Origin of the sequence: Chitiniphilus shinanonensis DSM 23277, assembly GCF_000374805.1 — a bacterium.
In the GTDB taxonomy this organism is placed as follows: Bacteria; Pseudomonadota; Gammaproteobacteria; order Burkholderiales; family Chitinibacteraceae; genus Chitiniphilus; species Chitiniphilus shinanonensis.
In genome coordinates, this window is record NZ_KB895358.1 from 45,672 (window position 1) to 57,815 (window position 12,144).

The window sequence follows — 12,144 nt, forward strand, 5'->3', positions numbered from 1 at the left end:
GTGGCGGCGGTGCGCGCCGCGCGTCAGTCCAGCTCCAGCCACAGCCCGGCGCGCGGGATGTAGAGCGCGCCGCGCGCCGGCAGGCCGCTCAGCGCGGCGACCGACGCCATGTAGTCCTGCAATTGTTCACGGTAGCGCGCCAGCATGCGTTCGGCGAAGGCGTCGCGCGGCTCGTCGGGGTACGGCGCGGTGGTCTTGTAGTCGACCACCAGCCAGCCGTCGGCGGTGCGCAGCGCCAGATCGACCACGCGCAGCAGGCCGTCGCCGTCGCCCAGCCGCCATTCGCGTTGCGCCGACTGGGTCAGCAGCCAGCGCCCGCGCTCGTCCGCCAGGGTGGCGATCAGGGTGTCGAGCACGGTGCGCGCCCCCGCGGGCAGGTCGGCCTGCGCCATGCCGGCGCGGCTCAACTGGCGTTCGATGGCCGGCAACGCGGCGCGCAGCCGCTCGGCATCCCAGCCGGTCAGGCCGTCGCGGCCGATGCGTTCCAGCCAGGCGTGGGCCACGGTGCCAGCCTGTGCTTCCTGGCGGCGCTGCACCCAGTCGATGCGGCCGAACACGGCGGGCGCCGCTGCCGGGAGGCCGGCCGGCGGCAGGTCGGCCAGCGCGGCGCGCGCCAGCGGCGGGCCGAGCAGCGCGCCGCCGCCCTCGCCCACCCCGCGCGCCGGGTCGGCCGGCGGCACCGGCTCGTCCAGCAGCGGCCACAGCCGGCCGAGCAGGCTGCTCGATTGCGGTTTCTTCACTTTGCCGTCGTCGGTCACCGACACCTCGCCCACCAGGTGCAGCCGGTGCCGGGCGCGGGTGGCGGCCACGTACAGCAGGCGGTCGGTTTCGTAGCCACCGCGCCGCGCTTCGCGCAGGCCCAGGTAGCGCGACACCGGGTCGGCGTCCTTTTCGGCCAGCCGCTTGATCGGGCCCATCAGCAGGCGCACGCCGTGCGGCGCGCGCAGCGGCTCGAAGCGCACCAGCGGCGTGCTGTCGGCGGCGCCCTTGCGATGCAGGCCGGGCAGGATGACGGTGTCGAATTGCAGGCCCTTGCTCTTGTGCATGGTCATGATCTCGACCCCGTCGGCGGCCGGGTCGGGCGCGGCGTACAGCCGGGCCAGCGCCTGATCCAGCTCGGCCGGGTCCGGCGCACCGTAGGGCGACAGCGTTTCCAGCAGCCGGAACAGCGCCTCGGCGTCGGCGGCGTCGCGCGGGTCGGCGTAGATGCCGTCGCCACCCAGGCGCCGCCACACTTGTTCCACCCAGGCGGCGAACGGCAGCGTGCCGGCGTCGTTGGCCGGATCGAGCAGGATGGCGGCGGCGCGTTCGGCGCGCGCGCGTTCGTCGTCGTCCAGCGCGGGCCAGCGCGGTGCGTGCGCCAGCAAGGCCGGGATCGGGGTGTCGTGGTCGTGGCCGAACAGCGCGGCCAGGCTGTTCAGCGTCAGGCCGCACCACGGCGCGCGCAGCACGCACAGCCACGCCAGCCGGTCGCCCGGATGCGCCAGCGCACGCGCCAGTTGCACCAGATCGGCCACCACCGGGCGCTGCGCCAGCGGGGTGAGGTCGATGGCGCGGTGGGCGATGCCGGAGGCGGCCAGCCGCCGGGCGATGGCGTGGGCATGGCCACGCGCCCGCACCAGCACGGCGATGCTGCGCTCGCCGTCGGCCTGTGCCTGGCGCACCAGCCGCAGCACGATGTCCTCTTCGCGCTCGGCCGGCAGCGCGCCTTCGCTGCGCCACGCCGGGTGGAACGCCACCGCCGGGCCGTCCAGCGCGGCGTTGAAGGCGGTGGATACCGCGTAGGCGATGGCGCTGCGCTCGCCGTCGTCGCGCTCGGGGAACAGGCGGACGAAGGTGCGGTTGACCCAATCCACCACGCCGGCCTGCGAGCGGAAGTTGTCGCGCAGGGCCAGGAAATCCGGGGCGATCTCGCCGATGCCGCGGTCGCGCGCGGCCAGGAACAGGCCGACCTCGGCCTTGCGGAAGCGGTAGATCGACTGCATCGGGTCGCCCACCAGGAACAGGGTGCGGCCGTCGCCGCCGCTGGCGGACTGCTGCCCCCAGCCAGCGGTCAGCCGCGCCAGCAGTTCGATCTGCGGCTGGCTGGTGTCCTGGAATTCGTCGATCAGCAGGTGGCGGATGCGCGCGTCCAGCCGCAGCAGCAGTTCGCTGGGATCGTCGGCCTGGCCCAGGGCGTCGATGGCGCGCAGGGCGATCTCGATGAAATCGACTTCGCCGGCGGTGCCGAACACCAGGGTCAGCTGGGCGGCGGCCAGCCGCAGCGTTTGCAGCAGCGCGTCCAGGATGCGCCATTGCGCGTCGCTGTAGCGCACCGGCGGCAGGTCGGCCACGCCGGCCAGGCGGGCGATCCATTCGGCGTCCGGCAGGTGGCGCGCCAGCCATTCGGCCATCGGCGCCTTGTGCGCACACTGGGCGGGAAAGCCGATGTTCTTGGTCAGTTGCTTGCGCAGGCCGCCGCTGGCGGTCAGCAGCAGTTCGGCCAGCGCGCGCCACTGCGGCAGGGCGTCGGGGCTGGCGGGCAGCGGGTCGTGCCACGCGCGCAGCGGCTCCAGCAGTGCGTTGCCCTCGGCCGCCAGGCATTCGGCGGCGGCGCGCGCCAGCGGCGGCAGTTCGTGCTGCCAGCCGATGGGCATGGCGTCGGCCAGCGCGCGCAGTTCGTCGCGCACCACGGCGTCCAGATTGGCTTCCAGCTCGGCGCGGTCGGCGCCGTGCAGCAGTGCCAGCCACTGGTCGCGACTGGCGAGCATGCCGGCCAGCAGTTCCTCGGTGCGGGCGAGGTTGACGTCCAGGTGCGCCAGCAGCGCGGTCACCGCGGGGCCGAACACCGCGTGGTCGGCCAGCGCCAGGGTGTCGCGCGCCGCCAGGGCGTAATGCGGCCGGGCGTCGTCCACGGTGGCGGGCATGCCGCCCAGTTGCGACAGGTACGGCATGCGCCGCACCAGCCCGGCGCAGAACGAATCGATGGTCTGGATCGCCAGCCGGCCGGGGTGCTCCAGCAGGTGCCAGCCCAGCTCGGCGTCGCGGGCCAGCGCGGCGCGCGCCAGTCGCCAGCTCTGGCGGCGGTTGCCCTGTTCGGGTTCGGGGCCGAGGGCGGCGGCCAGCTTCTGCATCACCCGGGCGTGCATTTCGGCGGCGGCCTTGCGGGTGAAGGTGATGGCGACGATCTCCTCGGGGCGCTGCACCGTGGGCAGCAGCGCGAGGATGCGGTCGGTCAGCAGCTCGGTCTTGCCCGAGCCGGCCGGCGCCTGCACCAGGAAGGAGCGGGTCGGGTCGAGCGCGGCCTGGCGCGCGGCGAAGTCGGACGGCGCGCGCTCGCTCATGCGTCCTCCTCGCGGTCCAGCATCACCCGCAGGAACGGCAGCACGTCGCAGTAGTCGAGGTCGGCCGGCACCAGGGTGACGTTGGCCGCCTGGCCGCCGGCGAATTCGTCGGCCAGCGCCTCGATGGCGCCGCGCCAGCGCGCCAGCAGGTCGGGCCACGCCATGCCGGCCAGCGGGTCGTTGTCCTTGAGCTGGTCCGGCGTCTGCACGCCGGGCACGCCGAGGTCGGCGGCGGCGATGCCCTTGGCCGCCACTTCGCGGGCGTTCAGCCGCGCCAGCATCAGGCCGTCCACGTCCTGCCCGAGCACGGCGGCGTACAGCGGCAGTTGCAGGTTGATCGGCCGCTCGCGCGCCCAGCCGGCGGTGTCGAGCGCGTTGCCGGTCTTGTAGTCGACGATGACGCGGCCGCCGTCGGCCAGGGTGTCCAGCCGGTCCAGCCGCAGCTTGAGGCTGAGCGGGCCGTGGCGCCAGGTGTGCGGCGACTCCAGCTCGGTGACGGCGAACGGCAGGCGCGCCGCCTCCAGCACCAGCCATTCGCCGAGCACGCCCTCGGCGCGTGCGGCCTCCAGCGCGCATACCGCGCGCGGCAGTTCGTCCAGGGTCTGCGCCGCCGCCTGCGCCACTGCCTCGGCGATGCGCGCCGGCAGGCGGCCGGCGTCGCGCTCGGCCAGCAGCGTGGCCTGATCGCCCAGCGCGCGCCACAGGATCTCCATCGCGCAGTGCAGGAAGCGGCCGCGCACCGGCGCCGCCACCTGCTCGGCGTGCGCCGGCAACTGCTGGGCGCCCAGGCGGAAACGGGCGAACGCCCACAGCGGGTTCTTGGCCTGCGCTTCCAGGATCTGGGTGCCGCCGGCCACGTGCTGGCGCTCGTCCAGCGGCGGCCCGGCGTGATCGTCCAGTTGCGCCAGCCGCAACGGCATGGCCGTGGCGGGCTGCGGCGGGCGCCAGTCGGTTTCGGGCAGGGCGGCGATCAGCGGCGAGGCGCGCAGTTCGCGCTCGCCGTCGCGTTCGGCATGGCTGACCATCACCTGCGGCGCGCAATGCAGCAATGCGGCGAACAGGTCGCGGGCGTAGTCCAGCTCGCGCTCGGGGGTGGCGCGCGGCGCGCCCGCCTGCTTCAGCGCGGACAGCGGCAACAGCGGGTTGGGCCGCGCCGGCGCCGGCAGCACGTCGTCGCTCAGCCCCAGCAGCCACACGCCGTCCCAACGCCCGCCCTCGGCCTCCAGCAGGCCCAGCACGTCCAGCCGCGCGCCGTGGGCGCGTTCGGGCTGGAACGGGGTGTCCTGCGCCAGCCGCGCCAGTCCCTGCACCGCGCCAGCGGCGTCCAGCGGCCCGGCCGCGGCGGCCAATCCGGCGAAGCGCGCCAGCAGCGCGCTGAATGCCTCGACCACCTGGAACGCGGCGCTGTCCAAACCGCCTTCGCCGGGGAAACCCAGCTCGGTGAGCGCATTGGCGAAGCGCTGCGCCCACACGTCGCAGCGCGCGCCGCGCCCGGCGAGCGCCGCCTGCGCCGGCCCCCAGGCGTTGGACAGGCGCGGGCAGGCGAACAGCTCGCGCAGCCAGTCGCCCTGCGACAGCGCCATCACGCCACGCCAGCGCCAGCGCGCGTCGAGCCGGGCGCGCTCGCCGGCCTCGGCCACGTCGCCAACGCAGTGGCCGGCCAGCAGCGCCTTGCCCAGGTCGGCCGGACGATACGGCGCGCGCGCGGCCAACACCGACAGCCACGCCAGCGCGGCGCGCGCCGCCGGCCATTCCGCCAGCGGCCGCGCCACCGATACGTTGAAACGCCCGGCGTCGCCCAGTTGATGGTGCAGTACCCGGCGCGCGAACGGCGCGCTGCCTTCCAGTTGCGGCGCCAGGATGGCGAAGCGGCCGTCCGGCGCTTCGGCCAGCCGCTGTGCGGCCCAGGCGGCGGCGGCGCGCCACTCGGCCTGGAGGTCGGCGGCGACGAAGCGCCGCGGCGTCGGCAGGAAATCGTCCGGCACCGCGTCGTCGAGCAGCGCCACCGCCACGCCCTGCGCCTGCAACGCGGCCAGCAGCGCCGCCTGGCGCGGCGACAGATCGCGGAATCCGGCCAGCACCAGCTGGCGCGGCAATGTCAGCCGACCCGCCTCCACCAGCGCCAGCACCTGTTCGGCGCGCTGCGGCGCGTCGTCGGCGTCCAGCTTGCGCAATTGCTTGCGGTAGGCGCGGCGCCACGCCAGGAAGCGCCCGGTCTCCTCGGTGGCGTCGGGCTGCTCCAGTCGCAATCGCCATTCGCCGGCCAGCGCGTCGGCCTGCTGCGCCAGCGCGGCCAGCCGGCGCTCGTCGAGCAAGGGCCGCTCGCGCTCGGCGGCGCCGATCACCTCGGCCCACACCAGCCGCGATGCGAAATCGTCCAGCCGCTGCGCCGGCAAGGTGGCGTCCGGCAGGAAGGCCGCGCTTTCCAGCAACGCGTCGAGCCACGCCGACAGCGGCAGCACCTCCGGCAGCACCGCCACCGCGCCAGCCGGCGCCAGCCGTCGCGCCAGTTCGCCGGCCAGTCGCCGCGCCATCCGGTTGTTGACGCTGGCCACCACCAGGCCCTCGGCCGGTTGCGCGGCAAGGGCGGTCAGGGTGAGCGAAGGCAGGTGGGACAGGGGCATCGGAAACAGCGGGCGGGGGATGGCGGGATGATAACAGTTGGCATCGGCCGGATGCCGGCGCCCCTGGGTTACAGCGACCGCAGGCTGGCGAGCACCACGCCGAGGTAATCGACGATGTCGAGCATGGCCAGATACAGCGCGGTGTGGTCGAGATAGGCCCCCAGCACGCCCAGCCCCCAGAACAGCCAGCCCAGCGGCGCCAGGGCCTTGGTGCGATAGCCGCTCTCCATCTCGCAATACGCCACGAACTGCGCGTGGCCGTGCCAGCCATTCGCCAGCCTGGCTGCCACGCGGGCAAAGCATGCCGCCGCCAGCCAAGCCGTTGCCAATGGAACGGTTGCAACCATCCAGTGCAATGGCCCGTGCCGCTTCAGGGCCACCAGCACCACGGCGCTGGCGGCCAACAGGCAATAGATCAGGATCACGGAGCAGCACTGGTCGATCACCCGGTTGCGACGCAGGGCCCGGTCATCCCAGAAGTAGCCGCAGCCGGTATATCCCCTCGCGGGAAACCAGCGTTGCAGCACCTTGGCGAGCAAGGCATTCAAAGACGGCGTCAACGCGATGATCAGCAGAGTGGCATTCACGACGGCAGGATCGAAACCAAAGCGCGGAGCATAGCCGACCCCGGGGCGAATCGACATTCGAACGTGGGATGCGTTGGTCCGTGGGCCGGATGACCGCGCGAAGTGCGGCGCGGCAGATAGCCCTCCTCTCTGCAAGCCGTGCGACACAGCAGACACCGGCCCACGGACCGACCCGAAGAAAAGGACTTCCTTCGTACCCACGTTCGAAGGCCGATTCGCCGTGGGGCGTGTCATCAATGGTGTCGCGGCAGCGTTCGGTGCAGTTCGGGATGCCGCGCCGGGAGTTGGCCGCGTCGCGCGCCTTGTGGCTGGCGCTTTTTCGGCCCAGCGCTGCCGCGAAACCATTGATGACATGCCCTAAGTCAGCCGTCCCGCGGCGCTCAGTAAAAAGCACATCCACCTTCGCCGACGGGTTTGCTAGAAACCGGGATGCCCTGCTTTTTCCTCGGAACCCCCATCATGTCGCGCCCCCGTCCTGCCGCTTTCCTCCTGGCCCTGAACTGCGTGGCGCTGCCATGGGTGCCGCCGGCCACGGCCTCGACGCCGGATGCGTGGAGCGATTCGCAGCGCGCGGTGGTGCAGGCGTGCGTGCGCGCCAGCAACCTGAAGAACGCGCAGGCCGGCGGCAATGTGATCGAGTTCGACGACCGCGCGGGGGTGACGGCGGTGGTGATCGCGGGGCGCTATCCGCAGCGGCACATGAAGAACCGGCCGGGACGCGAGCTGTGCGTGTACGACAAGGAGACGCGCAAGGCCTATGTGTCGGAGGCGGATTCGCTGTTGACGCCGGGGCGCTGACGCCGCTTCGGGCGGCGGGTCGGCCACCACCCCGCACGACTCAGGCCGGCATCCGGTTCTCTTCCCACGCGGTATGCAGCGCGGCCTTGCCTTCGGTCGGCGTGGCACGGTCCCTGGCCTGGAACACGCCCAGGCCGGGCGTGCCGCTGCCCGGTACGTTGGGAAAATCAGCGGCGGCGAGCAGTTGCGCGATCAGCGCGATGTGCTCGTTGGTCAGTTCCTGCAAATACGCCGTCTGGAAGCGGGGAATGGCCACGTCGATGGGCCGCTGGTCGTTGTCCAGCCGCAACGAGGCTTCCTGCAAGGCCACGTGGGCTTCTTCCTCCAGCAACAGCGGCACGCCGGGGATGGTCTCGACGGTATGCGTGGCGTTCAGCTCGATCCACCAGTGGTCGTCGATTACGTCGTTGTCATGGTCGGCGCGGGCAATGATGCGGTAAGGCGTCTGGGCCGCCGAAACCGTCAGCCCCGCCACCCGCAATGCCAGGTCGAACACGCGCTTGCGGGCTTGCGGGCGTCGGGTGTTGCGGTCGCCATCCAGGAAATCGCGGATCGCCACCAGTTCGCCACGGCGCTGGGCCTGTTGTTCCACCGAGCCACCGGCGAAATACGGCCACGCGCGGCACCGCTCCCAACATCCGTCGCGGGCTTCCGCCAACTGCTGGGCGTTGAAACCGCTGCTGCGCCAATCGCTGACGAAACCGTAGAGATCGCGCGGATTGGGGCCGTCGGCACGGATGCCGTACAGCGCCCAGTTCCAGCAGGCGGCGTCGTAAACCCCGGCGTTGGCGACGATGCGGGTGCGGTGGACATTGGCAAGCGCAGCAAGCTGCGCGCCGGACAAGGTGGTCGGCATGGGTGGCTCCTGGGTGGGCTCGGTCGGTTCCGAGCAGGCAGTCTATGCCAAAGTCATAGACAAAGTTGGCGATTCGATGACTTTCAGCTGACCAGCCCTCCAGCCAATGCCACGATCAGTATTTCCTCCCGCTTATCACCCGATTTCCGCCTTTCGCCCAACGGTCGGCTGCTCGAATGCGGTGTTGCGCGCGGTCCAAACAAACCGCGCAGCGTACTTCGACCCGTCTTCACGCCAGCTGCATTGCGGCCTGCGCCGTTCCTGACATCCCGCTCGAAAAGCTGACATGCCGACCTTGGCCGTCGATGCGCGATTCGGACAAACCTTCTCATCGGTTCGCGACATTCAACCGCGTGGAGCGTTGGATTAGCGTTTTGCCCAGGCTGCGCCAGGCATGCGATTGCCTGCGTGGCGCGACGGTTTCGCGGTGAAGCCGTCCATAGCAACGCCGGCCGCCAGGCACGGGGACCGGCTCGATTGGAGGAATGGCATGAACAAGCAACGTATCGGGATGCTGGCGGCGCTGCCGCTGGCGCTGTTGTTGATCGGCGCGCCAGTGGCCGGCAAGACCATCAGCTGGTCCGGCCACCAGTGGGAAGTGCGCTCCGGCGGCGGCGGGCCCGGCCCCAACAACTGGGACGACCGCAATGCCTGGGTGGACGAACAGGGCTATCTGCACCTGAAGATCGCCAACCGCGACGGCGTGTGGTCGTCGGCGGAGATCCAGCTGGCCAACCTGGAGCGGCTGGGCTTCGGCACCTACCAGTTCAAGATGCTGGGCCGGCCCGATCTGCTGGACAAGAACGCGGTGTTCGGCTTCTACACCTATCCGCCGGCCGATGTGGGCGGCGACTCCACCAACGAGATCGACATCGAGTTCTCGCGCTGGGGCAACGATTTCGCGCTGCTGGGCAACTACACGGTGTGGCCGGCGGTGAACGGCGCCAACCGCAGCTGGCGCGGCATCGATTTCACGCTGACCAGCGATCGTTCCACCCACCGCTTCAACTGGCAGTCGGACAAGGTGGTGTGGCAGTCGATGCAGGGCTTCGTCGATGTGAACCAGACCCGCGACGAATTCATGAACTGGACGTTCGACCCGCGCAATCCGCCGGCCAACACCGATACCCGCGACCTTCAGTTCTATTGCCGCTCGGGCGATCCGTTGCAGTGCATCGCGCAGAAGCCGCAGTACTTCCTGATCAACCTGTGGCAGGTGGGCGGGCGCGCGCCGTCCAACAACCAGGAAATCGAGCTGGTGCTGACCGAGTTCACCCACGTGCCCGGCGCCGTCTCGCCCACCCCGACGCCTGGACCGACACCGACGCCGCAACCCACGCCGACCCCCACCACCGTGCCGACGCCCACGCCGACGCAGCAGCCGACGCCGACCCCCACGCCCGGCAGTTGCTACCAAGCATGGTCGGCCAGCGCCATCTACACCGGCGGCCAGCGCGTCACCTACAACGGCGTGAACTACGAGGCCAAGTGGTGGACGCAGGGCGAGAACCCCACGTTGTCCGACCAGTACGGCGTGTGGAAGAACCTGGGCACCTGCGCCGGCGCCACGCCGACCCCGCAGCCGACGCCCACCCCGACGCCGGTGGTCACGCCCACGCCGACTCCGGTGATCACCCCCACCCCGGGGCCGACGCCCACGCCGGTCGGCAACTGCCCGGCCTGGACCGAAGGCACGGCCTATGCGGTGGGCGCATGCGTCAGCTACCAGGGCCGCCAGTACCGCGCGCTGATCGCGCACACCCCGCCCGTGGGCGGCGGCTGGACGCCGGTGATCGTGCCGGTGCTGTGGCAACCGATCTAGCCGCGCTCCGGGGCGCGACTCCGGGTTGATTCTCCACCTCTTCACGGCGCTTCCTCGGCGCCGTTTTTTTGCTGCGGCACCGGGGACACGGCACCGCTGGGAGATGGCGCGGATTGGCCTCGATGCGGCGACATGGTCATGCCGGGCGGCTGTCGCCGATGGCCTATGAACGGCAGTCCTTCATGAAGCACGACACGGTCTGGAAAACCTGGGGCGATTCATGCCGATCAAGCTTAAAGATTGTCTCCGACCCCGGCCATTGCCTGAACGGATGCCTTGTCGTTCAACCAGGTGTCGTCGAAGAAGGTGACTTCGCCGGTGGCCAGGTCGTGTTTGGCGCCGATGATGCCGATCGTGCCGGCGGCGACCATGTGCTCGAGGATGTAGCTGCGGTTGATGATCGAGCGCACCGAATGGCGGACGTTCAGGTCGGCGACGTTCTCGACGAACACAGGGTTCTTCGAATTGCGCTTTGCCGGTTCCAGCGTCTGGCTTTCCTGGTACACGGCCGGCTGGATCTTCGACAGCAGTTCGGTCAGGTTCCCGAGTTCCACGTGGTCGCAGGCGCCTTTGATGGCGCCGCACGAGGAGTGCCCGAGCACCACGATGAGCCGCGACCCGGCCACGTTGCAGGCGAATTCGAGGCTGCCCAGGATGTCGGTGTTGATCACGCTGCCGGCGATGCGCACGGAGAAGATATCCCCCAGGCCCTGATCGAAGATGAGCTCGGCCGAGGTACGGCTGTCGATGCAGCTGACGATGGTGGCGAACGGCCATTGGCCATCGCGCGTTTCATTGGCCTGCTGCAACAGGTCGCGGCTCGCGCGCAGGTTGTTGACGAAGCGCGCGTTGCCCTCCTTGAGGAACTGCAGGGCGAGTGCCGGCGTGACGGTGGCCTGGGTTTCGGAGGTGTGCGTTTTCATGGGGAGTCTTATCCAGCTTTCCAGCGATGGCGCTGGGTCGGAATACTACTGACGTTGAAAAATAAGCAATAATCGATATTCACGATGATATTGATCGATGAATATCTATGAATGCCACCTTTCGCCAGTTGCGCCTCTTTCTGGCGCTGGCCGAGCGCGGTAGCGTCACTGCCGCCGCGGAGGCCTGTCATGTGACGCAGCCGACCGTCTCGATGCAGCTGCGCGAGCTGACCGAGGCCGCCGGTCTGCCGCTTTACGAGCAGATCGGCAAACGGCTTTTCCTGACCGCGGCCGGCGAGGCGCTGGCCGGAACGGCACGGGCGATGCTCGACGAGTGGCTCGCATTCGAGCAGACCCTGAATGCCATGAAGGGGCTGGAACAGGGGCGTTTGCGCGTCGCGCTGGTGAGCACGGCGAAGTACTTCGTCCCGCGCCTGCTGGGCAGTTTTTGTACGGAACACCCCAACATCGAGATTTCACTCGAAATCCTGAATCGCGACGGGGTGGTCGCGCGCCTGCGCGAAAACCGTGACGACCTGTACATCATGTCGATGCCGCCGCCGAACCTGGACCTGGAACAGCACGCGTTCCTGCCCAATCCACTGGTCCTGATCGCCTCCGACGGACACCCGCTGAAGGGGCGCCGCCTGCAAATCGCCGACCTCTCGGCCGAACGCTTCATCCTGCGGGAGCGCGGTTCCGGCACACGCCTGGCATGCGACGCGTTTTTCTCGGGCGCTGGCTTCGTTCCGCAGGTCAGGCTGGAATTGGGCAGCAACGAGGCGATCAAGCAGGCTGTCGCCGGGGGCCTCGGTCTTGCCGTGGTATCGCGTCATGCGCTGCCCGCGCGCCCGGCGGACGATCAACTGACCATTCTCGATGTGGACGGCTTTCCACTCCAATCGCGGTGGTTCACGCTTTATCCGCGCGGCAAAAGGCTTTCTCCGGTGGCGGCGGTTTTTCTCGAACATCTCGAACGGACCGCGTTGGAATGGAGCGAGCGGCGCGAGTCGGCGTTATAGGCGGCGAGGCCAGCCGGAAAGCCGCTTTGGCCGAATTGCGGACCAATCATTGCCCACCCCTCACCCCTCACCCCTCACCCCTCACCCCTCACCCCTCACCCCTCACCCCACACCCCTCACCCCTGTATCCGCATCGCCGGGGTTGCATGCGACCCAATATTTCCAATATTCTGGAAATATGGATGAAAA

8 protein-coding genes are annotated in these 12,144 nt (G+C 70.0%); 3 read left to right on the forward strand and 5 right to left on the reverse strand.

The genetic code is table 11. The features are described from left to right. Positions 1-23: 23 nt before the first annotated feature. The 3 genes from C556_RS0117665 to C556_RS0117675 form a co-directional block, all read right to left on the reverse strand. Positions 24-3,323, reverse strand: a complete 3,300-nt coding sequence (locus C556_RS0117665; RefSeq protein WP_018749579.1) for a UvrD-helicase domain-containing protein — start codon at positions 3,321-3,323, stop codon at positions 24-26. Further along, a complete protein-coding gene (locus tag C556_RS0117670; RefSeq protein ID WP_018749580.1) occupies positions 3,320-5,947 on the reverse strand; it encodes a PD-(D/E)XK nuclease family protein in 2,628 nt (875 codons plus the stop codon). The genes C556_RS0117665 and C556_RS0117670 overlap by 4 nt, the downstream gene beginning before the upstream one ends. Positions 5,948-6,015: 68 nt before the next feature. Then, entirely contained in the window at positions 6,016-6,591 is a 576-nt protein-coding gene (locus C556_RS0117675) for a hypothetical protein (protein WP_026263189.1), read from the reverse strand. A 402-nt stretch (positions 6,592-6,993) separates the two neighbouring features. Here C556_RS0117675 and C556_RS0117680 point away from each other — a divergent pair, with 402 nt between their 5' ends. Next, positions 6,994-7,332: a hypothetical protein gene (locus tag C556_RS0117680; RefSeq protein WP_018749582.1), complete on the forward strand. Its 339-nt coding sequence runs from the start codon at positions 6,994-6,996 to the stop codon at positions 7,330-7,332. 40 nt (positions 7,333-7,372) lie between these two features. Here the strand turns inward: C556_RS0117680 and C556_RS0117685 are convergent, their stop codons facing one another. Next, positions 7,373-8,188, reverse strand: a complete 816-nt coding sequence (locus C556_RS0117685) for a hypothetical protein (protein WP_018749583.1) — start codon at positions 8,186-8,188, stop codon at positions 7,373-7,375. A gap of 490 nt (positions 8,189-8,678) precedes the next feature. Here C556_RS0117685 and C556_RS24215 point away from each other — a divergent pair, with 490 nt between their 5' ends. Continuing rightward, entirely contained in the window at positions 8,679-10,010 is a 1,332-nt protein-coding gene (locus C556_RS24215; RefSeq protein ID WP_018749584.1) for a carbohydrate-binding protein, read from the forward strand. Between the two features lie 233 nt (positions 10,011-10,243). On the opposite strand, the gene C556_RS0117695 is transcribed toward C556_RS24215, so the two are convergent. Then, positions 10,244-10,933, reverse strand: a complete 690-nt coding sequence (locus C556_RS0117695) for a carbonic anhydrase family protein (protein WP_018749585.1) — start codon at positions 10,931-10,933, stop codon at positions 10,244-10,246. A 107-nt stretch (positions 10,934-11,040) separates the two neighbouring features. Here C556_RS0117695 and C556_RS0117700 point away from each other — a divergent pair, with 107 nt between their 5' ends. Continuing rightward, complete coding sequence (locus C556_RS0117700) at positions 11,041-11,955, forward strand: LysR family transcriptional regulator (protein ID WP_018749586.1); 915 nt, start codon at positions 11,041-11,043, stop codon at positions 11,953-11,955. Positions 11,956-12,144 lie beyond the last annotated feature (189 nt).

Bases quoted from the DNA above. Each gene is read 5' to 3' on its own strand.
- C556_RS0117665 (WP_018749579.1), bottom strand. From the start codon at position 3,323: ATGAGCGAGCGCGCGCCGTCCGACTTCGCCGCGCGCCAGGCCGCGCTC.
- C556_RS0117670 (WP_018749580.1), bottom strand. From the start codon at position 5,947: ATGCCCCTGTCCCACCTGCCTTCGCTCACCCTGACCGCCCTTGCCGCG.
- C556_RS0117675 (WP_026263189.1), bottom strand. From the start codon at position 6,591: ATGTCGATTCGCCCCGGGGTCGGCTATGCTCCGCGCTTTGGTTTCGAT.
- C556_RS0117680 (WP_018749582.1), top strand. From the start codon at position 6,994: ATGTCGCGCCCCCGTCCTGCCGCTTTCCTCCTGGCCCTGAACTGCGTG.
- C556_RS0117685 (WP_018749583.1), bottom strand. From the start codon at position 8,188: ATGCCGACCACCTTGTCCGGCGCGCAGCTTGCTGCGCTTGCCAATGTC.
- C556_RS24215 (WP_018749584.1), top strand. From the start codon at position 8,679: ATGAACAAGCAACGTATCGGGATGCTGGCGGCGCTGCCGCTGGCGCTG.
- C556_RS0117695 (WP_018749585.1), bottom strand. From the start codon at position 10,933: ATGAAAACGCACACCTCCGAAACCCAGGCCACCGTCACGCCGGCACTC.
- C556_RS0117700 (WP_018749586.1), top strand. From the start codon at position 11,041: ATGAATGCCACCTTTCGCCAGTTGCGCCTCTTTCTGGCGCTGGCCGAG.